Source organism: Bacillus sp. FSL K6-1218, from assembly GCF_038006445.1.
Lineage (GTDB): Bacteria > Bacillota > Bacilli > Bacillales > Bacillaceae_G > Bacillus_A > Bacillus_A thuringiensis_S.
Genome location: NZ_JBBOVE010000001.1, coordinates 2943693 through 2966219, shown reverse-complemented (window position 1 = coordinate 2966219; position 22527 = coordinate 2943693). Strand labels below are relative to the sequence as shown.

Below are 22527 nucleotides of genomic sequence, written 5' to 3'. Positions count from 1 at the left end.
TTAAAATACCTCTTGACACCGAATCGAACTATATCGCATAATATAAAAAAATTAGATTGAAAATCGTTGAAGGGAATTAGTACATATGTCTTCTTGCGAAAGAGAGTGGAATTCACCGGCTGAAAGATTCCTCGTATAGAATGTATCGAACCTATCCCTGAGTCTTAAATGAAAGTTTAGGCGTTCGCCTGCGTTATAGGCACCAAGTGGATATCTATGTATATCAATTAAGGTGGTACCGCGGAACAATGACCGTTTCGTCCTTTTTATTTTATTAAGGGCGAAGCGGTCATTTTTATTTTGCTCTTAAATACTTCAATGCAGCATTGATGAGAATGGATATAGTTGCAAAGTGAATGAAGTGTAAACTATAAAAACTTTGATTTTAGACTTGGGGGATAAAAAGGTGAAAAAACAACGAATTGTTGTAAAGATTGGGAGTAGTTCCTTGGCAGATAGTCACGGAGGCATCTCTACAGAACAGCTTTCAGATCACGTTGCCGCATTGGCTCGGTTGAAAGAAGATGGGCACGAGGTTGTGTTAATTACATCTGGAGCCGTCGCTGCAGGTTTTTCAGCGCTAGGATATCCTAGCAGACCTGTAACGATTAAAGGGAAACAGGCTGCAGCAGCTGTCGGACAAAGTTTGTTAATGCAGGCGTACACGGAGGAATTCCGTAAATATCGCATCGTTACTGCGCAACTTTTGCTGACGAGAAGTGATTTTTCTAGAAAAGAACAATATAGTAATGCTTACGCTACGTTAGGAGAATTACTAAACCGTTCCGCTCTTCCAATTATTAATGAAAATGATTCCATCTCTTTAGAGGAGCTGACGTTCGGTGATAATGATATGCTGTCAGCTTTAGTAAGTGGACTTGTTTCGGCAGATACGCTCATGATCTTTACGGATGTGAACGGTTTATATGATAAAAATCCTCAGAAAAATGCGGATGCAAAAAAATATTATTTTCTTCCTGAAGTTACAGAAGAAATTTCTTCTCTTGCAGGAGATGCCGGCTCAAAACTTGGGACTGGCGGTATGAAATCAAAAATCGATGCTGCAAAGACAGCACTCTCTCTTGGTGTGAGTGTATTTATCGGAACAGGACGTGGACAGGAAAAGTTTGTAGATGTTTTGAAGGGTAAGGGTGATGGAACGTATGTCGGTAATGCTCCTCAAAAAGAAATGAAGATGAACAAGCAATGGATTGCCTTGCATTCGCTTGTTAGCGGACAAATCGAAGTAGATGCTGGGGCAGCTACTGCCATCATTCAGCATGGGAAGAGTTTACTTCCAGCTGGTGTTACGAATATATCAGGATTTTTCCAAGTGGGCGAAGTTGTAGAGGTTGTAACGCAACAAGGGCGCGTAATAGGAAAAGGACAATGCACATATAGTGCAGAGGAACTAAGAGATGTAAAAGGTATGCAAAGCCAAGATATTCAAGTAAGAGGCGAGAGACATAGTTATGAAGTCATCCATAGGAATCATTGGGTTTCACTTTAAAAAGGAGGAAATAAAAATGAATGAAGTGTCGGCAAAGGGGATAAAAGCAAAAGAGGTTGCTAGAGAACTTGTGCTTAAAACTACAGATCAAAAAAATGAAGCACTTGCTGCAATTGCTAATCAGCTGATAGTAGAAACAGCTTATATTTTAGAAGAAAACAAACGGGATATTGAAGAAGGTAAGGAGAAAGGATTTTCTCATTCACTCCTTGATCGCCTTTTGCTGAATGAACAGCGAATTGTTGATATGACAGAGGGTATTAAGCAGTTAATTGAATTCCGTGATCCTATTGGAGAATGTGTAAGTGCATGGGAACGACCAAATGGACTATCTATTCAGGAGATGCGCGTACCACTTGGTGTTGTCGGAATGATTTATGAGGCAAGACCGAATGTAACTGTTGATGCTGCTACAATTTGTTTAAAAACAGGAAACGCAGTAATACTACGTGGTAGTTCTTCTGCTATCCATTCTAACAAAGCCATCGTTAGCGTTATTCACCGGGCGCTTAAGCAAACTAGCTTGCCTTCAGAAAGTGTACAGCTCATAGAAGATACAACGAGAGATAGTGCAAAACAGTTGTTTACATTGAACGAGTACTTGGATGTTCTTATACCAAGAGGCGGTAAACAATTAATTGATACAGTAGTGAGAGAAGCGTCTGTTCCAGTACTTGAAACAGGTGCGGGAAATTGTCATATATTCATTGATGAAACAGCAGATAAACAAATGGCGTTTAATATTATTATAAACGCAAAAACACAGCGTCCATCTGTATGTAATGCAATTGAGACGATTGTACTTCATGAGAATTGGGCAGAGCAATATGGTAGCGAGTTGTTTTCTTCCTTGAAGGAAAGAGGAGTGGAGCTACGTGGTGATAATAAAGCAGTGGCGATTGATCCTTCTATCTTACTTGCGACAGAAGAAGACTGGGAAACTGAGTTTTTATCTCTCACACTAGCAGTGAAAGTGGTTTCCACTGTTGAAGAAGCGATTCATCATATAAATACGTATGGATCTATGCATTCTGAAGCAATTATTACTGAAAACGAGGAAAACGTCAGCAAGTTTTTTACTTCTGTAGATGCCGCGGCACTTTATCATAATGCATCGACTCGTTTTACGGACGGATCCGAATTTGGATTCGGAGCGGAAATTGGTATCAGTACACAAAAGTTACACGTAAGAGGACCAATGGGGCTTCCGGCATTAACTTCCACAAAATATGTAATTCGTGGAAATGGACAAATTCGAAAATAATAATAAAAGACACTCAATTGGCTTGAGTGTCTTTTATTATAAAAATTATTTACCATACAAATAGCCCAACGAGCATAGCACTTAATAAAGAAACAGCCATCCCGCTAACAAGAAGCTTCCAAACATTTTTACCGATGACTGATGATTTTTCTCCGCCAAATAATGAATTGTAAGTTCCGTAAATCATACCTACTGTACTGAAGTTTGCAAAAGAAGCTAGAAATGTTGTTGCAACCGCAACCGTATGCGGTTGTAGCGACTTTAAGTTTGATTTTAAATCCATCATTGCAACAAATTCATTCGTCGTTATTTTGATCCCCATTAATTCAGCTACATACATAGCATCACTGCCTGATAAACCGAGTAAAAATGCAAAAGGACTAAAGATAATGGAGAAGATTTTTTGAATTGTTAACCCCGTTACAAAAAATCCTAAAATCCCATTTAAACATGCTGTTAAAGCTACATAACCAATTACCATAGCTAAAATAACGATAACCATATTCATCCCGACTAACATACTGTTTGAAATAGTAGAAAAGAAATCCTTTTTTTCATGTTTTGAAGGTGTGTAAACAACGTCTTCTTCTTTCGAAACTTCCACAGGATTTAATACATTGGCTAAAATTAATGCGTTAATACAGTTTAATGGGATTGCGCTGAAAATATATGTTGCTGGAACCATTGATAAATAAGCACCAAGAATGGATCCGCTAACGCTACTCATACTCATAATTCCAAAAGTTAATAATCGATTTTCTTTTAAAACAGATAATTGATCACGAACAACCGCAAGTGCTTCGGTGTTTCCTAAAAACATCATTTGAATCGAAAAGAAACTTTCTAACTTTGGTAAACGAGAAATCTTTGAAATAACTGCACCTACTTTATCAATAATCCAAGTTAAGATTCCGAAATAAGAAAGAATATCGAAAAAAGTAATAACAAAAATGATAGGAAGTAACGCACTAAAGAAGAAATCAATGTGCTGACTTTCCATAGCTGAAGGAAATGCAAATCGAATACCTTCATTCGCACATGCTAGTAGCCAACTGAAAAATGACGCAATTTTATTAATGATAATACTGCCGAGCTTTGTGCCTAACATAAACCACGTAATAAAAAGCTCCAATAGGATGAGAATTACAATTGGTCTCCATTTTATATGTTTTTTATTAGGCGAACATAAGAAAACGATTAATATGACAACGAAAATCCCTAACATATTCAATATGAAATGCATGTCAACAACTCCTTGAGGCTTATTATTTGTATATAAAAAAGCATCTATTCTTCCAAATTTGGATTATGATTAGAAGTTATGAAGCATGTAAGTTATGTTAGGAATCAATGTATTTTAATTTGCTTTATTTTGAGCAATCGCAGTAATTATCGAACAATTAGTTGTTTTCAATTGTTTTGTTGGATATTAAACGTATGCGATTTTAAACATCGTTTATCCCGGATTAACGGGCAGTAAGACTTTTACCTCAAAATTCAGGGAAAGCAAAGAAGTGAAGTGGGGATGGGCTGCCCGCAAAATCCCGATTGGTAAGAGCTGATTAAAATTTCACTTTATAAATAAGAACGGTGAGTTGGCCATGAACCTTGAAGTTTCCGAAGCTGTATAATTTGTCCTGTATGATAAGCATCATGCAAAAGGATATTCATATATTGTTGCCAAACTGGTAGAGAAGGACTTAGTTGATCTAGTTCTGCTTCTTGAAGGGCGGTTAATGAAGATTGTAAGGCATCATGTACTTGAAGCGTTCGCTTTTCTCTTCAATAAACCTTCTCTATAGTTGAACAAGAGAGTGAAATACAACGTATAATTGAGCCATTAAAAAATCTCATTTTTAATATGATATTTAATAATCAAGGCTTTCATTGAGTCAGAATGAAAAGAGTATAAACCTTTTTCTGTTTGCTCATTGATTAAAGTTTTTTTAAAGTTGCAAAACGGTTCTGAAAATATAGAAGGTAAAATTCGATAAAAATAGAATGTGTTATATAGCAAACAAGGAGGGGATAAAAATGGAGGTCTATCACATAACGAGCAGAAAAAGGGAAACATACAACGTTCAGGTGAAATATTCGATACTTTTCGAATGTGCACTTGGCATTGCAGCGATTACTCATAAAAGGTTAATTGATACTCTTGAAAAAACTCAAAGTGAATGGGAAGAAATTAAGAAAGCATTAACAGAAGAAATGAGAGAACACTTACAGTTTGTAGAAGAACATAATACGTGGAAAGCATTACTCCAGTTATTGTATGAAGAGGATTTTCAAGATTTATCGCAGTTTAATTTTAAAATTGATTCATTTTCAGAAGAAGATTTGAAATTTATATGTTTACCGTTTTTAGGAGAGAAGTATGAAGAGAAAAGACGTTTAGCTGCAACGGGAGTTGTATGTGCAATACACGAACTAAAGGAACTAACAGATAATCATCAGTTTTTTTCTACTTATATTAGCTTTATATGTAATGTAGATGTACAAGTGCTGAAATCGCATTTAATCGCTGTTATGACAGGTTGGTATGAGAGTGTTATTAAAAGAGAGGAAGAACAAATACTTTCTATATTAAAACGAGATTATGAAGCGAAAAATGAAATGAATAAAAAGATGAAGCCGGAAGAGTTTGTCGAGTGGGCGACTGGCGGAGTGAACTATATGCCAGAGCCAAGTGTTCATCACGTACTTCTTATTCCGCAAATGACGTACAGACCGTGGAATATTGAAGCGGATATTGATGATACGAAAGTATTTCATTATCCAGTTGCGAATGAAAGCATTCATCCTGAAGATCCGTATGAACCGAATTATTTTTTAGTTCAAAAACATAAGGCTCTTGGGGATGAGGCGAGATTGCGAATTGTAAAAATGTTATTTGAAAAAGAACGTACATTACAGGAAATAACGGAAAGATTACAGCTTGGTAAATCGACTGTACACCATCATTTGAAATTGTTACGTGCAGCGAAGTTAGTTGATATGCATGACGGAAAATATGTATTAAGAAAGAAAGCAGTACAGTCTTTAGCGAAAGAATTAGATATGTTTTTGAATAGATAATTAACAACGAGAATGTACATAAAGGGAGGAATATAAAAGAAAAGTTGGTGTGTGAAATTGAAAAATATATTGAAAAATCGTTCGTTCTTTTTTATGTGGATTGGTAGTGCAATCTCTGAATTAGGAGGGGCTTTCGGAACGTTATGTAATTCAATTCTAGTATATGAGTTAACAGGATCGGAAATGGCTTTAAGTAGTATGTGGCTATTATATTTCATCCCATCACTCATACTGCAATTAATAAGTGGCCCATTTATTGATAAATGGAGCCGGAAGTGGATTATGATTTTTTCACAATGGATACGGGCGTCCGTATTCTTATTACCTTTGGTGATGCTAGTTACAGGTAGTATAGAAGTTTGGCACATTTATGTTGTGCAAATTGTAGTGGGACTTATTACACCTCTTTATACACCTGCAAGTCAAGCAATTACACCGAGCATTGTAAGTCAAGGACAACTTCAAGACGCAAATGCGTATATTGATGGAATGACTCGTCTCATGATGTTTCTTGCGCCAGTATTAGGCGGAGTAGTCATTCATTTCATTGGAACAGAACTTACATTATCTTTCGTATGTATTTGTCTATTTGTTAGTGGTGCTTTCTTACTTTATATAAAAGAAAAGAGAACTACAACAGATATACGAAAAACGTGGCTAGAACAATTTCTTCAAGGTTTTACATATTTTTTTACAAAACCAATCATCGTTTGGCTCGGTATATTTCTTACTTTCGTGCAGTTTGGAGTAGGGGTAACGATGGTCACAAATCTTCCTTATATAAAAGACGAGCTGTTAGCGGGATATGCAGAGTACGGCTATTTTATGGCAGGTTTTCCACTTGGCTACGTAATTGGCTCAGTATTAGTCGGAAAAGTAACATATAAAAGCCGGCGTATACTTATGCTTGGGGGATTGTTTATAGGGGGACTCACATACATTTCGCTAGGGTTCAATCATAGTATTATCATTGCAATACTAATTGAAGTAATAGCAGGGATTTGTATTGCATTTTTCAATGTTCATAACACAACAATATGCCAACAAATCGTCCCAAATAATATGATAGGACAAGTATTTTCAGTGCGTTTATTTTTCATACGATCCGCTATGCCATTAGGTGTGTTAGTAGGGGGAATATTGAGTGAAATGTGGGGAGTAAGAGCGCTATATGTAATTATCGGTGCAGTTATATGTGTTACATCTTTAATAGGGATGTTACTTCCATATTTCAAATTTTTAGATGAGGCGATAGAAAAGAAATCAGCATAATTCAAAAAATTAAAACTTTACAATTGAAAATAATTATCATAATCAATTATAATAGAAGAATACTAGTATTCGTATAACAAAGAGGGAGTGGAATAAATGTTTATCGAAACGAAAACATTTACAGTAAAAGAAGGTACATCAAATATAGTTGTAGAACGTTTCACTGGAGAAGGTATTATTGAAAAATTTGAAGGCTTCATCGATTTAAGTGTTCTCGTGAAAAAAGTAAGACGCGGCGACGAAGAAGTTGTCGTAATGATTCGCTGGGAATCGGAAGAAGCATGGAAAAACTGGGAAACAAGTGAAGAACACTTAGCTGGACATAGAGCGGGCCGTGGTAAACCAAAACCAGATCATATTATTAATGTGGATCATGCGGTTTATTATGTGAAATCATCGAAATCGGCTTATCAACAGTTGTAATATACAAGCAGAGGATACATGTTGTAGAAGCAAACATGTATCCTCTTTTTTATTACTGGGGGGATGGGAATGATAGGAAATCTTTCATTCATTTAAAAAACGTTCTAGGCTATAGAAAAAAATATTAGACTTATAAAGCATAGTCTTAGACGGAACGCTTGAATATTTTCCCTTACATATTTAAGTGTTATGAAAAAAATGAATCCATATACCCTCAGTTTAAAAGGAGATGAGTACATGAAGCTGAATCATTTAAATTTATGTGTTGATGATTTATCGGAAGCGAGACATTTCTTTGAAACATTTTTTGATTTTCAATTTTTGGAGCAAAAAGGGAAAGCACTTGTAGTCATGAGTGATGAGAGTGGTTTTATACTTGTACTAAGTGATCCAAAAGCATTTAAAGGGAATAAGGAAGTTACGTATCCGGAAGCTTTTCATATTGGTTTTTTAGTGGATACATCAAGTGAAGTGGATCAAGCGTATAATCGTTTAGTAGCCGGCGGCATTGAAATAGACAAGGAACCTTATTTGATGCGAGGTAGTAGTTATGGTTTTTATTTTACAGTATTTAATGGCTTATTAATTGAAGTGTCTTGTCTTGATTATAGAGAAGGTAAGAAAGTTTCAAAGCTTAATAGTAATCATCAAGAGTAATCATTTGAAGGTGTATAGAATTTAAGTATGTATCATATTAGAAGACGGATTAAGAAAGTTTCACTGTAAAGTAAAAAAGACAGACTAATAAATAGTCTGTCTTTTCACATTAATTCTTCACATCATCATAAAGTTCAAGTGCCTCTTTCACATTCAATCCATTTTTTACAATGCCATGTATTGCTTGAATCATCGCAGCTGGGTGCTCGGATTGCCATATGTTTCGGCCCATGTCTACGCCGATTGCGCCTTCTTGCAACGCATTGTACGTAATGTTTAATGCGTCTTCAATTGAATCTAGTTTGGGGCCGCCCGCGATGACTACTGGGGCAGGGCATGTGCTCGTTATTTTTTCGAACCCTTCGCAGTAATACGTTTTAATAATATCAGCACCCATTTCAACACATACGCGGGAAGCAAGTGCTAGAAAGCGAGCTTCACGTTTTTGTAATTCTTTTGCGACTGCGGTAATGCCGAGTACAGGTAGGCCGTAATCGTGAGCTTCAGAGACTACATTTGCGAGATTTGTAACAGTTTGTGTTTCATAGTCTGATCCGACAAAAACAGAAACGCCAACGCCAATTGCGTTTTGCTTCACTGCTTCTTTTACAGGTGTAACAATTGTTTCATTCGCTAAATCTTTACCGACGACAGTAGCACCGCCAGATACACGCATAACCATCGGTGTGCTGCAGTTTTCAGGAATACAGGAGCTAAGTACACCACGCGTTAAAAAGAGAGAATCCGTGTAAGGAAGTAAGTTTTTAACTGTTTCAAGTGGTTGTTCTAGTCCGTGAATTGGTCCTAAGAAATAACCGTGATCTATTGCTAACATTACCGCTCTGCCATCAGGTAAAATTGTATTTAATCGATTTTTAAATCCCCAAGTCATTCCAAATCACTCCTTCGTTAATGTTGGATTTTCCGTTTGTACAGTATCTTTATTTGGTAAATGTGGTGACTTAATAAAAACAGCTTTAAAAGGTTTGTCAGAATGGTTAATAAGATAGTGAGATTCATGAGGACGAACTTGCAGGACATCACCTTGTTTAATTGGAACTCTTTCATTATTCACATAGAAATCTATTTCACCTTCTAATGCATAAAAGACCTCTTCGCACGTCGTATGATAATGGTTTTGAAACTCCTGGCCCGGTTGAATGACAACAAGGCCAAGATCAATATTTGGACCTTGTATTAAATATTTCGGCCCGTTATCACCGAAGCGATAGGAGAAGTCATTTTCATTCGCTTTTAACATACAGTTCACTCCTTTATGTAATGTGTTACAGTGCACCAGGCGCAATCCACATATGTGAGGTGAGCCCTTTATCAGCTAAAGCGAGCTGACTGTCATATACAGTTTTCCATGTTTCATAGAACTCTTTATATAGTTCGTGATTTTCAGTAACTGGTTCGAATGTTTGCTCCCACTGTACAAACTCTTCGGCAGTTTCTTCCATAGATGAATATATGCCAGCACCAACTCCAGCAGCAATCGCAGTTCCTAAAGCAGCTGCTTCTTTCACAACAGGTACTTTTACAGGAATACCGAGTACGTCTGATAGAATTTGTGGCCATAGTTTTCCTTTAGCGGCACCGCCAGCAAAAATAACTTCAGAAGGGAATGTGCCAGTTAGATTTTTTATTAATTTTAAGTTTCCAAGTGTAATGAAGGCTGCATTTTCTTCAATAGCACGAAACAGTTCTTTTTTTCCGCATTTGTCAGCGTCTAAACTTAAATTTAAAAAAGAAGGTGCGGCATGACGCCAAGAAATGTAGTTCATAACGTTTGAAAAAGTAGGGATAATACCATATGAACCGACAGGTACGTCTTTCGCTTGTTCTTCTAATAATTCATAAGCATCTACACCGAGTTTGTCAGCAAGTTTCTTTTCCTCTTGGCAAAAAGCGTCTCGAAACCAACGCATAACGAGGCCAGGGAAAAAGGCAATCGTTTCATATTGCCAAAGGTTCGGAACGACGTGACAATTTACTCGAATTGCAGCATTTGGATCCGTTGTTGACTCTGTAATATTCACTTCCTGTTGCCAAAAGCTGCCGCCACATATTAAAGTTTGATTTGGTTTTACGACTCCAGTCCCGAGTGCTGCCATTTGAGCATCACCGCCGCCAGCGACGACAGGAATCCCTTCAAGTAAACCAGTTAGTGCTGCACACTCTTTTGAAACATTACCAATCACAGTGCCAGCTTCATTTACTTTTGGTGAAAATGGCAAATTTATACCACACTCTTTAGCGACATCGTTATCCCAATTCCTATTTTGTAAATCAAAGATTCCGGACGTACAACCGTTGGAAGGGTCGATTTGCAGTACGCCGCTTAATTTATACAAAATCCAATCATTTAACATCGTAAAGGAGTGAATATTGCTATAGACGTCTGGTTCATGTTTTTTAATCCAAAGTAGACGTGGTAAAGCACCCAATGAAAAAGTTTGCCCAGATTTTCTGTATAAATCTTTTTCAAGATGTGAGCGGATTTCTTTTAGCTCACTAACTTCAGCGGATGCACGGCCATCAACATTTGCACATGCCCATATTTCTTGCCCATGTTTATCATATAAAACAAAACCTTCTCGCATACTTGTAGCGCTAATAGCAAGAATAGAAGAGGCAGGGGTATTGCTTTTTTGAAGAACCTCTTTCGTACATTCTTGTACTAGCTTCCAATTTTCTATTACATCAAAGTTCATAGAGCCTGGATAACGAGGATCAGTTTTATGAACCCATTCCTTTTGGCTTACTGCAATTTGATTGCCATGTAAATCAAAAAGAACAGCTCGAATGCTTCCTGTACCAGCATCGAAAGCTAATAAAGTAGACATTAAGAATCACCTTCCTTTCTTAATAAGGAGAGCGCAGTTTCTTCATCAGTAATTAATGTATGAATAAAATTCCCTTTTAAAGCCCCATAAATGGCATCTATCTTTTGAGTACCTCCAGCCACACCAATGACATGCTTCATGTTGCGAAGAATCGTAAGTGGTGTGCCAATTAGACGATTATGATGCGAGAGCTCTAATAACTCACCATTCGTATTATAAAACTGTCCTAAAATATCGCCCGCCCCGTTTTGACTTCGAATATATGTCATTTCACGTAGCGTTAATTTTTCTTCTTTTACAATTGTAGCGTCTTGAGATAACCCGCCAATACCGACAACTGCTGTATGTGCAAGTGAAGCGACATGAAGCATATCTTTCACACTTGGTTCTGATAAAATACTTCGTGCCATTTCAGTAGAAGATGCTAGAAAAGGAGTAGGAATAATATGAAGTTCGCCTTGCATGTAGTGTAAATAGTTTTGTTTTCTTGGGAGATAGTGGTTTACTCCGCCTGTTAGCGTTACGAATGAAAGATTAATAGAACTTTCAAAATGAATGTTTTCTAGCATTTTACTTATCGTTTCACCCCAGCCGATGCCGAGTAAATCGCCTTGCTGGAGATGAGTCTCTAAATATTGTGCAGCGGCTTTTCCGAGAGAAGTAGCATAATTGTTTATTGGAGTAGGGATAATGAAAGCATCTTTTAAGTGGAACTTTTTCATTAAGTCACGTTCAATGCTCAAGCAATGCAAACCGGTTCCTTTTACGTGAAATGTAACGATACCTTCACTGCGTGCCTTATCTAATAACCGGACGACTTTATTTCTTGAAATATGAAGAAGTGAAGCAATCTCTTGTTGTGTTAATTGATCTTTATAATAGTACCAGGCTACTTTAGTTAATAAATTTTCTTCAAAGTTCAGCTGTGACATACTCTTCATCCCTTTCAACAATTGACCAATGCTTAAACATATGTGTCACATATTTTGTTTATTCCAGTTGAAACGATTAATAGTACATTGAAAAAAGTGTTCTAGATATGAAAAAAGGAATATACAATGCTACAAAACAAGTAGAACAAATAATCATTTTCTCAAAAAATGTTCTGGGTAAAGGCAGGTGACATCATGTGGAGAATGTGCCCTTATTACAAGTGAAGAAAATGAGTAAGGCGTTTTCGAATCAACTTGTGCTAAAGGAAGTGAACTTACAAGTAGAGCATGGTGATATATACGCTTTAGTTGGTGGAAATGGCGCCGGGAAATCGACATTAATGAAAATATTAACGGGGTTATATTCGTATGATAGTGGAGAAATGTATGTGAAAGGAAAGAGACAGCAGTTTGCAAATCCAAAAGAAGCACACCAAGAAGGGATTTATTTAATACCACAAGAACCGCTCATTTTTCCGCATATGACCATTGAAGAAAATATATGTATTGGATTAAAGGGGAATAGAAAGAAGCTTAAAGTAAAAGTTCAGCAATTAATTGACAGTTTAAGTTGGGATATTGATCTTAATGAACAGGGAGAATCGTTATCTATTGCGCAGCAACAGTTAGTAGAAATCATTAGAGGATTAATAAGAGAAGCTGAGATTCTTATTCTAGATGAGCCAACATCGACATTAACAACACACGAAATTAAGAGTCTTTTTGTGTTGATGAAAAGTTTACAAGAAAAAGGAATTGGGATGATTTATATTACGCATCGTTTTCCAGAAATCTTTGAAATTGCCAACAAAGTAGCAATACTACGTGATGGAATGGTTGTAAGCCAAGGTGATGTATGTGACTATACATATGACATGCTGATGGAGGGACTATTGCCAAAAGGATATAAACAGAAAGAGAAAATAGAAGTAGTTCAAGAGACAGTAAAGACGAAAAAAATATTAGAAGTGGTTGATATAAATGGTCACGCATTCGAAAATATATCATTCACTGTACATGCGGGTGAGGTTGTAGGTGTTGCTGGCATTATAGGATCTGGCAGAACGGAATTAGCAGAAGCGATATTTGGATTGAAAACTATAAAATCAGGGTCTATCTTATTGGGTGGAAAATCAATTGATACGTGTTCTTTGCATAAAAGGCTAGATGAAGGACTAGTTTATGTGCCAGAGGATAGGGCGAGGAATGGAATTTTCTCAATTGCTTCTGTTAAAGAAAATATTGCAGCGGCAAGTTTATATCAAAATAATCGCTTTTTTATAAATCAAGAAAAAGAAAGCGCTTTAGTTAATTCGTTTATAGAACAATTCCGAATTGTTGTACAGAATATGAATAAAGAACTGGCATCTTTATCAGGAGGTAATCAGCAGAAGGTCGTGCTTGCGAAGTATCTTGCATGTAATCCTAAAATTATTATTCTTGATGAGCCGACTCGCGGAATTGATGCGAAAGCAAGGCTTGAAGTGTATGAGACGATAAAAAAAATGAAAAGGGAAGGACTCGCAATTTTATTAATCTCTTCGGATGTTGAAGAGATTGTCCAATTAGTAAACCGTGTATATGTAATGAGAAATGGGCGATTTGTTTCTCATATGGAAAAAGAACAACTGAGTGTGAATGAAGTTACACGCCTTGCATACGGAGGTGTAACGGAATGAAACGTATGTATAAAAGGCACGAAACGTCTATCATACTGTTACTACTAATTTATATAGCCATTGTCGGTATAATAAATCCTAGTTTTATTCAATTTAACTCGTTATCTTTACTGATGAAATCAAGCGTTATTTTAGTCGTTCTAGCAATTGGCCAATCGTTCGTTTTATTTACGAAAAATATAGACGTATCAGTTGGTTCAAGCATGGGATTAAGTGCAGCAGTTTGCGGAATGATGTTAACGAATGGGTATAGTGCATTCTTGTCGATATTTGTAGCTATTATACTTGGGGCCATTATCGGTTTCGTAAATGGTATTGGAGTTGCAAAGTTTCGGATACCAGCCATTATTATGACATTAGGGATGCTAGGAATTGTTAGGGGTGCAATGTTAATCTTCACAGGCGGGAAGTGGATTGAAGATATTCCAAACGATTTTAAGCAGCTGTCATCTATCATCATTCTTGGTTTACCTATAACTGTATGGTTCGTTCTTATTATTTTACTACTACTATACTTCTTTTTAAGAAAAGTGCCATTGGGAAGATACTTTTATGCGGTAGGTGATAATGAAGATGGCGCGAGGCTTATTGGTATACCTGTTAATCAAGTGAAGATATATGCGTTTATGATTTCAGGCATAAGCGCTGCGCTCGCTGGTTGCATATTTGTTATGAATATCGGGTTCGTCCCAAATCAAACAGGTACAGGATTAGAATTACAAGTAATCGCAGCCGCTGTACTAGGAGGAATTCATTTAAAAGGAGGAACAGGATCTTTATTTGGAGCTGCATTAGGAGCGTTATTTTTAGAAACAATAAGTAGCTCACTCGTCTTTTTAAAAATACCAGCATTTTGGAATAATGCTATTTCAGGTTTTTTACTATTACTTATTATTATATTAGATAGTGTTATGAAAAAGTGGAAGGCAGAAAGGAGGATGAATCTATGAAGTATGTATATAGATGGGAAGGGGTTCTAATTGTATTACTTCTTGTAGAATTCATCCTTTTTAGTTTAATAAATAGTGATTTCTTAAATATTAGTAATCTCCTTTTTAGTACAAATGATTTTCTATTCATAGCAATCGCGGCAATTCCAATGACTTTCGTTATTGTAACAGGAGGAATTGACGTATCTGTAGGATCAATTATGGGGCTAACCTCGATTTTAATTGGTGTGTTTTGGATGAATGGAATTCATATTTTACTAGCAGTAATAATGGCACTTATAGTCAGTTGCTTAGCAGGAGCTTTAAATGGGCTCATTATAAAATTGACAGATGTAGAACCACTAGTCGTTACACTCGGAACGATGTTTTTATACGGAGGAATTGCACTCGTCATTTCAGGAGGGGCAGGTGCTTCTGGATATGAAGGGATAAGCGGTTTACCTGATACTTATGTACAACTAGCAAATGGTAGTTTTATAGGAATACCCAATTTATTATGGCTACTTATTTTATTAACAATTGTATGCACGATTTTGTTTCACCGAACGATATATGGGCGCCACGTAAAATTAACAGGCGCGAATGAAAATGCAGCAAAATACACCGGGATTAAGACGAAGAAAGTAGTAATCATTGCTTACATACTTTCTGGGTTAGGAGGTGGATTAGGAGGAGCTTTCTTAACTGCATATTTCGGTTCTGCACGTGCTGATATAGGAAGCGAAACAATATTACCAATCATTACAGCAGTCGTCTTAGGCGGTACACTTATTACAGGCGGAAAAGGAAGCATTATCGGTACTGTACTGGCGAGTATTTTCATTGGGCTCATGCAGTATGGCTTGCAAATGGCGGGTTTAACAAATGAACAATCCAATGTAGTAATAGGTATTATCCTTATTCTTTCAGTTATTATGAGACATTTCAAATTACATCAATTTTTAGCGGGGAAAAGACAGAGTTTGCATAAGGGGGAAATGTCATGAAGAGAAAACTAGGGATTGTATTGATTGTATGTATTTGTTTAATCGGTTTAATTGCGTGTTCTAGCCAAACGGCAGATAAGAAAAAGGCTGATGATGTGAAATTTGCATTTATTCCGAAATTAACAGGAGTTGGTTTCTTTACATCGGGAGGTGAAGGAGCAAAGGAGATGGGAGAGAAGCTAGGCGTACAAGTGAAATATGATGGGCCGTCTGAAGCGAGTGTATCAGGGCAAGTAAAGTATATAAATAATTTTATTAACCAAAACTATGATGCACTTATGGTTTCCTCTACATCAGTTGATGGTTTATCGCAATCACTACAACGTGCTAAGAAAAAAGGAATGACCGTCTTAACATGGGATTCTGATGTGAATCCGAAAGATCGTTCTTTTTATATAAGCCAAGGAACACCAGACCAACTTGCTAACTTATTAATAGAAATGACTTCTAAGCAAATTGGAGATAAAGGAAAAGTAGCATTCTTTTATTCTAGCCCGACAGTAACGGATCAAAACCAATGGGTAACGAAAGCGAAAGAAATTATTAAAAAGAAATATCCGAACTGGGAAATTGTAACGACGCAGTACGGTGAAAATAATGCACAAAAATCTTTATCCGTAGGGGAGAACATATTAAAAACGTATCCAGATATTAACGCAGTTATTTGTCCAGATGCAACAGCACTCCCAGCAATGGCGCAGGCAGCTGAAAACTTAAAAATGGATAAAAAAGTAGTGGTAACTGGATTTTCTACACCGAACGTTATGCGTGATTATGTAAAACGAGGAACAGTACAACAATTTGGTTTATGGGATGTAAAACAACAAGGTGCTCTCGCAACGTATGTAGCAAATGAAATTGTTGTAAAAGGGAAGAAGTTAAAAGTAGGGGATAGCTTCGAAGTAAAAGGAATTGGAAAAGTGAAAGTAGAGCCAAACTCCATTCAAGGATATGATTATGAGGCAGAAGGGAACGGAATTATCGCATTACCAGAACGAGTTGTATTTACGAAAGATAATATTGATAAGTATAATTTTTAGTAGACAAAAAAACGTCCGAATATATCGGACGTTTTTTTATTTCTGCATTAATTATGAACAGTTTCTTTTTCGTTTAATCCAAGTGTACGACCAGTAGAAGTGTGAAGATCTTGGAACAATCTTGGATTTTCAGTTAGTGAAATGCCATATGAAGGAATCATTTCTTTTATTTTTTCTTCCCATTCTACCATGCGGCTTGGGAAACATTTTTCTAATACTTCAAGCATGACGTGAACAGCAGTAGAAGCACCTGGTGATGCGCCTAGTAATGCGGCGATTGAGCCGTCAGCTGCACTTACTACTTCTGTACCAAATTGAAGTGTTCCTTTACCGCCAGCATCAGTATCTTTAATTACTTGTACACGTTGTCCAGCAACTACAATATCCCAATCTTCACTTTTCGCGTTCGGAATGAATTCGCGTAATTCTTCCATACGTTTTTCATGTGATAACATAACTTGCTGAATTAAGTATTTTGTAAGTCCCATTTCTTTTACACCAGCGGCTAACATCGTTAAGACGTTATTCGGTTTTACAGAACCGATTAAGTCAAGATTTGAGCCAGTTTTTAAGAATTTAGGTGAGAAGCCTGCGAATGGTCCAAACAGTAAAGCTTTTTTATTGTCTATATATCTCGTATCTAGATGAGGTACAGACATTGGCGGAGCGCCAACTTTAGCTTTACCGTACACTTTCGCATGATGCTGCTCTACAACTTTTTGGTTTTTACATACCATAAATAGTCCACTTACTGGGAAGCCACCGATATGCTTTGATTCAGGGATACCAGTCTTTTGGAGTAGAGGTAGGCTACCGCCACCGCCGCCAATAAAGACGAATTTAGCAGTATGATGCTCAATTTTACCACTATTCATATCGTGTACTTTTACTTCCCACAAACCATTTTTCGTGCGCTTAATATTTTCGACACTATGCTTGTAGTTTAGCTCGACATTTTTTGTTTTTAAGTAATCAAACAACATACGTGTTAATGCACCGAAGTTAACATCTGTTCCAGAGTCAATCTTCGTTGCCGCCATCGGTTCATTAGATGTGCGACCTTCCATAATGAGTGGAAGCCATTTTTTTAATGTTTCAGGAGCATCAGAAAATTCCATTCCTTGAAACAGTGGATTTTTTGAAAGCGCTTCAAAACGGTTTTTTAGAAACTCAACATTTTTTTCCCCTTGTACTAAACTCATATGAGGTAGTGGCATAATAAAATCTTGTGGATTACGAATTAATTTGCTCTTTACAAGATATGCCCAAAATTGTCTTGAAAGCTGGAATTGCTCATTCACTTTTACAGCCTTACTAATATCTATAGATCCGTCAGCTTTTTCGGAAGTATAGTTCAGTTCGCATAGCGCAGAATGCCCTGTACCTGCATTATTCCATTCGTTAGAGCTTTCTTCCCCGGCACTTGCGAGTTTTTCAAAAACTTTAATTTCCCATTCTGGTGCTAATTCTTTTAGTAATGAGCCTAACGTTGCACTCATAATTCCTGCACCAATTAAGATAACGTCTGTTTTTTGCTGCATGTTGCTCATGATAATCTCTCCATCCCCTATATTGGCAAAAAAGTGTAGGTGTTTTCTATGTCTAAGCCGTAAAAGAGAAACACCGCCTAGGCCCCACCTAGGTGTATACCTTTTTGTCTCAATTATATAACCATCTCATACTCTATTATAATAATTAATAGACTAAAATATCTAGTGTTATCTGATAATTTTAAACTATTTAACGTTTTATTCGCTAAAAATCTTATTTAACAAGCTCTTTTAAGGTGGTAAATAGAAAAAAATTACAGTTTGAAATTATCTCGAAAAAGCTTACGTATCCTTAAGTGACTAAATCGAGTACCTTTTTATGGGATTATTCTTTCTGTAATGGTAAGATTATTCTGAAAAATAAAAAGGAGGGACTCTAATGTGTACAAAAGAACAAATTTCAAACTTATTTCGAAACTTTTCAATAAAGGAATGTAAAGGGTCAAGTGATTTATATGAATATTTATCAATGGAAATTGCTGAAGATGAGGAAGTACTTACACTATCGTCCTATGCTCAGGTAGGTCAACCAGTCCCAAACTTACTATTAGGTGCAGTACATTATTTATTGCTAGCAGGGAAAGAACATCATTTAAAAACGTATTATAGTAGTTTAGTTGAAAATGCTGATACAAATTTAGATAAAGCTTTTAATCATTTTAAAGATTTCTGTAAAGAGTACCGAGAAGAAATCATTACTTTGTTACAAACGAAACTCGTTCAAACAAATGAAGTAAGACGGTGCGCATACTTATACCCAAGTTTCTGCTACATATTTAACAAAGTGAAGAAGCCGTTAGCGTTAATTGAAATTGGGACAAGTTCTGGGTTGCAACTGTTCTGGGACCAATATCGTTATTCGTACGGGACGGATGAAATGTACGGAAATATAAATTCAAATGTGCATGTAACTTCTGAAATAAGAGGGGAGAATGTACCGCATTTTCTAAAAGAAAGCCCATCTGTCGTAGAAAGAATCGGACTGGACTTACATGTGAATGATTTACATAATGAGGAAGATTATTTATGGTTACGTGCTTTAATTTGGCCAGAACATAAAGAAAGGCTTGAGATGTTTGATCAAGCTGCATCTTTAGTGAAAAATGAATCTGTCCAATTAATAGAAGGAGACGGTGTAGAGCTATTATCATCTATTATTGAACAAATAAGTGAAGAAGCTGTTATTTGTATTTTCCATACACACGTCGCAAATCAAATACCAGAACAAGTTAAACATAAATTAGAAAAACAAATACAAGAAATCGGCGCAAAACGTGATGTATTCCACCTGTATAACAATATGTGGGATCGTGACCTTCATATTGATTATTATATTAACGGAAACGAATATCGTGAAACGGTTGGAGAAACAGAAGGACACGGGAGATGGTTTAGCTGGAAGATTGGAAATGAGACGCTTATTTAGATTAATATGGGCGCCCTCACTTGTAAAAGAAGGGACCATAGGCTCAAGCATTGACTAAATGGTTAAGGAATAAATGTATTAGTAACATACAAAAAATGCTTCGGAGAAATCCTAAGCATTTTTTGAATTACATTTAAACCCCATAATGGATCATGTACTTCTGTTCTGCTGCAGCTTGTACAATTTTTGAAGCTAACTCATTCAGCTCATCAGATTTTCTGAGGAACTTTGAAGATGTAACTGTTTCATAGAAAATTGCTAAAGATTCAGGAGGGATAATTGTAATACCACAATAAGCTAAACCGTATTCCTGATTTTTGACTGTATGAAAGTAAGTTTTCATAATTGATAAATTTTGATTTAAACTACTGATAATATCATCATTAACAGAAATACAATGATATTTCTCTGGTGTATAATCATTGTAACTTTTTTGAGAATTAAATTCGTCAATTATTCCAAAATCATGGACACATGCCATCATTATTATCCTTTCAAATTTAATAAAATGATTTCTATTAAAGTAAAATGTCTATTCGTTTAAGTGTAATAGAAATAGTTATGTAGTTCATAAAATATTTTCGGTTTTTCTTCGTGAAAACAGTTTATTTATCGATAAACTCATCAGGAGTCCAAGTGACGATTTTATTCCCAGGTGCAGCGACTACAAGCCATTGCTCACATAGGACACCAGCTTGCCAACATTCATAATAATCATGAAAACCATTTACAAAAATAATTTGTCCGCTCTCTAAATTAATAATTAAATGAGGGATTTCTAAGCCAAGTTGTATATCGGTAACTTTTTGTCTTCTTATCTTAAATATTCTTTCATATTCTTCTTTCACAGAATAAACTTCAAATTCATCTTCATTTAATGGGTAGCTTTTTTGAGGTTTATTAAATAAACACCATTTGGATTCGATATTGATATATAATTGTCCGTCATAATCAACTGAGTCGTGAAAGTTTGTGAAATGAATCTTTATAGCGCCTGGAGAAATACCAAATTGTAATCCATCAACTTGTGATCCGATAAAGAGATTTTTCAACACTTTTTCAGCGTAAATTTTATCCTCTGTATTCATTCTTGAATTCCTCCTTTTCATAAAAATATACCTTATATTTTTATTGTAATAAATAAATTTTCATGTAAAATGAACCTTTTGTGAAAAACGAGCGAATATAGTGTGAAAGATCATGAGAGGGGAACGGAGCTTTTGATGAAGTACAATTAAAGGAATGGCTATATAAAATGGGGTCTGGGGACCAAGAAGCCTTTCAAATTATTTATGAATATACATGTAAAGATATTTATAGAACAGTAGTATTTTTAGTAGGAAGTCAAAACCAAGATGTAGACGATATAGTTAATGAAGTGTACATCAATATGTGGAAGTCCATAACAAACTATGATATAAATCGTTCATTTCGTTTTTGGTTACATGGACTAGTTGTCAAGGAAGTACAGGATTGGCGTCGTAAATCGTGGCGACGATTTCGAATCTTTGAAAAGAAGAAAATGTATGAACAAGATCGGCCTTACATAATGGATGAAGCTATTTTACATAAAGAAACACGAAGTGAATTAGTAGAAGTTGTACAAAAAGGTTTTACAATTTATCAATTAGAAATTGTTGAAGGAGAATATAAAGATTACTTTATTGATAGACCATTTGATAAACCATCTGAAAGAGGGCCTAATTTTACTGGAGATATAAAGAAATATAAATTAAATGGCTATGACGTTACATTCGGTGAGTATAAAGAATCGAATGTAAGGGCAATGAAAATAGTTGTGCCAGCAAGGGAAGGGAGAAATGCATATCAAGTGTATATAAATGATAGTATGCTGTCTAAAAAAGAGCTTGAGAACGTTTTACTTTCGATGATTGAATAGTTATTCGGTATAAGTAATTGATAATTATATTATGTAAACTTCTTTTTACAAAACATCCATTTTAAAAAATGGATGTTTTGCATTTAGATAGATTAGGTGGAGTGTATATTTTAAAAAAGCGGAATACTTTGCGGAAAGTTAAAAACATTTTTCGGATCATATTTCGCTTTTACTTTCATTAATCGGTCAAAGTTACAACTGAAGTATGCATCTAGCCAATTTTTAATGGATAGGTCAGGCGTATTAACGTAGACACCTTTTGTAAATGGAAGCATTGCCAAGCGGAAGTCTTCAACCCACCGAATACTTCCACCAGCACCTTCTGGTTGCTCCCAAGTAGCGAATATTGACATGTTTGATAGTGCCTTTTCGGTAAAAGTAAGCAGTTGCCCCATTTGGCACCTCAGCAACAGCACCGCCTAATCCGTGGGAAAATATGGAGGTGGTAAAAAAGGGTAAGTTAAATCGTAATTTCTATTTGATTGCCTTCTGGATCACCTATTACACTTTCATAATAGCCATCTCCAGTAAAACGTGGTCCATTTAATAAAGGATAACCAGCATCTTTTATCACCTTTGTCAGTTCATTCACTCGTTCTTCACTACCGACAGAAAAAGCCATATGAGCATAGCCAGTTATGTTTAAATTAGGCTTATTTGCAACCCCTTTTTTACGCATAAGTTCAAGCCTTGCTCCAGATTCGAACGTAATAAAATAAGATTCAAATTGTTTCATTTCATTATGGTATAACGAGTTTGCTTTACCATTAAAGTATTTTATATAAAAATCACGCATACATTCTAAGTCATTTACCCAAATTGCAATATGTTCAATTTTCATAGGTTTCACCAATCCTATCTGTATCAATTAGGCTTCCACTGTATTAAATTTGCATTTGCATTGCAACAATTTTGCTTTGCTATTAAAGCTAGTTGTTAATTTTTGATTATGTACGTACATACAATATGTAATTAAGTGAATGACCATCATAGTAATTACAGAAAAGGGTG

General features: G+C 36.0%; 20 protein-coding genes, 3 pseudogenes and 1 other annotated feature. Of the genes and pseudogenes, 12 read left to right on the top strand and 11 right to left on the bottom strand.

Features of this window, described 5'->3' with window-relative positions; genetic code table 11:
- Positions 1 to 57: 57 nt before the first annotated feature.
- Positions 58 to 268 (top strand) — a binding site (T-box leader).
- A gap of 138 nt (positions 269 to 406) precedes the next feature.
- Both proB and MHI26_RS15105 read left to right on the top strand, forming a co-directional pair.
- Positions 407 to 1510 (top strand): glutamate 5-kinase, encoded by a 1104-nt coding sequence (gene proB / locus MHI26_RS15110; protein ID WP_000744737.1) that lies wholly within the window; start codon positions 407 to 409, stop codon positions 1508 to 1510.
- A gap of 16 nt (positions 1511 to 1526) precedes the next feature.
- Positions 1527 to 2774 (top strand): glutamate-5-semialdehyde dehydrogenase, encoded by a 1248-nt coding sequence (locus MHI26_RS15105; RefSeq protein ID WP_001006802.1) that lies wholly within the window; start codon positions 1527 to 1529, stop codon positions 2772 to 2774.
- Between the two features lie 49 nt (positions 2775 to 2823).
- Here MHI26_RS15105 and MHI26_RS15100 read toward each other — a convergent pair whose 3' ends face one another.
- Positions 2824 to 4017 (bottom strand): NupC/NupG family nucleoside CNT transporter, encoded by a 1194-nt coding sequence (locus MHI26_RS15100; RefSeq protein WP_000545484.1) that lies wholly within the window; start codon positions 4015 to 4017, stop codon positions 2824 to 2826.
- 332 nt (positions 4018 to 4349) lie between these two features.
- A pseudogene (locus tag MHI26_RS15095) lies at positions 4350 to 4550 on the bottom strand (DinB family protein); the annotation flags it as partial.
- A gap of 258 nt (positions 4551 to 4808) precedes the next feature.
- Between MHI26_RS15095 and MHI26_RS15090 the strand changes: the two are divergent.
- The 4 genes from MHI26_RS15090 (at position 4809) to MHI26_RS15075 (ending at position 8204) form a co-directional block, all read left to right on the top strand.
- Positions 4809 to 5852, top strand: a complete 1044-nt coding sequence (locus MHI26_RS15090) for an ArsR/SmtB family transcription factor (RefSeq protein ID WP_061666764.1) — start codon at positions 4809 to 4811, stop codon at positions 5850 to 5852.
- Between the two features lie 51 nt (positions 5853 to 5903).
- Positions 5904 to 7124: an MFS transporter gene (locus MHI26_RS15085; protein ID WP_080450943.1), complete on the top strand. Its 1221-nt coding sequence runs from the start codon at positions 5904 to 5906 to the stop codon at positions 7122 to 7124.
- 96 nt (positions 7125 to 7220) lie between these two features.
- A complete protein-coding gene (hmoA, locus tag MHI26_RS15080) occupies positions 7221 to 7547 on the top strand; it encodes a heme-degrading monooxygenase HmoA (protein WP_000469497.1) in 327 nt (108 codons plus the stop codon).
- Between the two features lie 237 nt (positions 7548 to 7784).
- On the top strand, positions 7785 to 8204 hold the full coding sequence (locus MHI26_RS15075) for a VOC family protein (protein WP_000773086.1): 420 nt from the start codon (positions 7785 to 7787) through the stop codon (positions 8202 to 8204).
- A 109-nt stretch (positions 8205 to 8313) separates the two neighbouring features.
- Here the strand turns inward: MHI26_RS15075 and lsrF are convergent, their stop codons facing one another.
- Genes lsrF through MHI26_RS15055 form a run of 4 tightly spaced genes read right to left on the bottom strand, consistent with a single transcriptional unit; the run spans position 8314 to position 12003 of the window.
- A complete protein-coding gene (lsrF, locus tag MHI26_RS15070) occupies positions 8314 to 9096 on the bottom strand; it encodes a 3-hydroxy-5-phosphonooxypentane-2,4-dione thiolase (RefSeq protein WP_000219782.1) in 783 nt (260 codons plus the stop codon).
- A gap of 6 nt (positions 9097 to 9102) precedes the next feature.
- On the bottom strand, positions 9103 to 9465 hold the full coding sequence (locus tag MHI26_RS15065; protein ID WP_000909986.1) for a cupin domain-containing protein: 363 nt from the start codon (positions 9463 to 9465) through the stop codon (positions 9103 to 9105).
- Positions 9466 to 9490: 25 nt separating this feature from the next.
- Positions 9491 to 11053: an autoinducer-2 kinase gene (gene lsrK / locus MHI26_RS15060; protein WP_061666765.1), complete on the bottom strand. Its 1563-nt coding sequence runs from the start codon at positions 11051 to 11053 to the stop codon at positions 9491 to 9493.
- Positions 11053 to 12003, bottom strand: coding sequence for a sugar-binding transcriptional regulator (locus MHI26_RS15055; RefSeq protein WP_134995477.1), 951 nt, complete (start codon positions 12001 to 12003; stop codon positions 11053 to 11055). The genes lsrK and MHI26_RS15055 overlap by 1 nt, the downstream gene beginning before the upstream one ends.
- Before the next feature lie 179 nt (positions 12004 to 12182).
- On the opposite strand from MHI26_RS15055, the gene MHI26_RS15050 reads away from it, so the two are divergent.
- From MHI26_RS15050 to lsrB, 4 genes are read left to right on the top strand one after another with little or no spacing between them, the layout of a single operon-like run.
- The gene (locus MHI26_RS15050) at positions 12183 to 13664 is read left to right on the top strand and encodes a sugar ABC transporter ATP-binding protein (RefSeq protein ID WP_000432629.1); all 1482 of its coding nucleotides are present in this window, start codon (positions 12183 to 12185) and stop codon (positions 13662 to 13664) included.
- Positions 13661 to 14614: an ABC transporter permease subunit gene (locus MHI26_RS15045; protein ID WP_000827685.1), complete on the top strand. Its 954-nt coding sequence runs from the start codon at positions 13661 to 13663 to the stop codon at positions 14612 to 14614. The genes MHI26_RS15050 and MHI26_RS15045 overlap by 4 nt, the downstream gene beginning before the upstream one ends.
- Complete coding sequence (locus MHI26_RS15040; protein WP_061666767.1) at positions 14611 to 15600, top strand: ABC transporter permease; 990 nt, start codon at positions 14611 to 14613, stop codon at positions 15598 to 15600. The genes MHI26_RS15045 and MHI26_RS15040 overlap by 4 nt, the downstream gene beginning before the upstream one ends.
- A complete protein-coding gene (gene lsrB, locus MHI26_RS15035; RefSeq protein ID WP_061666768.1) occupies positions 15597 to 16640 on the top strand; it encodes an autoinducer 2 ABC transporter substrate-binding protein LsrB in 1044 nt (347 codons plus the stop codon). The genes MHI26_RS15040 and lsrB overlap by 4 nt, the downstream gene beginning before the upstream one ends.
- 47 nt (positions 16641 to 16687) lie before the next feature.
- Here lsrB and MHI26_RS15030 read toward each other — a convergent pair whose 3' ends face one another.
- Positions 16688 to 18190 (bottom strand): malate:quinone oxidoreductase, encoded by a 1503-nt coding sequence (locus tag MHI26_RS15030; protein ID WP_000069138.1) that lies wholly within the window; start codon positions 18188 to 18190, stop codon positions 16688 to 16690.
- 379 nt (positions 18191 to 18569) lie between these two features.
- Here MHI26_RS15030 and MHI26_RS15025 point away from each other — a divergent pair, with 379 nt between their 5' ends.
- Positions 18570 to 19616, top strand: a complete 1047-nt coding sequence (locus tag MHI26_RS15025) for a DUF2332 domain-containing protein (RefSeq protein ID WP_061666769.1) — start codon at positions 18570 to 18572, stop codon at positions 19614 to 19616.
- Positions 19617 to 19749: 133 nt separating this feature from the next.
- Here the strand turns inward: MHI26_RS15025 and MHI26_RS15020 are convergent, their stop codons facing one another.
- Together MHI26_RS15020 and MHI26_RS15015 are read right to left on the bottom strand one after the other, a co-directional pair.
- A complete protein-coding gene (locus tag MHI26_RS15020) occupies positions 19750 to 20100 on the bottom strand; it encodes a hypothetical protein (protein ID WP_002094063.1) in 351 nt (116 codons plus the stop codon).
- A 121-nt stretch (positions 20101 to 20221) separates the two neighbouring features.
- A complete protein-coding gene (locus MHI26_RS15015; RefSeq protein WP_061666770.1) occupies positions 20222 to 20704 on the bottom strand; it encodes a hypothetical protein in 483 nt (160 codons plus the stop codon).
- A 167-nt stretch (positions 20705 to 20871) separates the two neighbouring features.
- Here MHI26_RS15015 and MHI26_RS15010 point away from each other — a divergent pair.
- Positions 20872 to 21285, top strand: a pseudogene (locus MHI26_RS15010) (sigma factor); the annotation flags it as partial.
- A 341-nt stretch (positions 21286 to 21626) separates the two neighbouring features.
- On the opposite strand, the pseudogene MHI26_RS15000 reads toward MHI26_RS15010, so the two are convergent.
- Positions 21627 to 21972 (bottom strand): annotated as a pseudogene (locus MHI26_RS15000) (BBE domain-containing protein); the annotation flags it as partial.
- Positions 21973 to 21976: 4 nt separating this feature from the next.
- Entirely contained in the window at positions 21977 to 22357 is a 381-nt protein-coding gene (locus MHI26_RS14995; RefSeq protein WP_000687532.1) for a VOC family protein, read from the bottom strand.
- Positions 22358 to 22527: the final 170 nt, after the last annotated feature.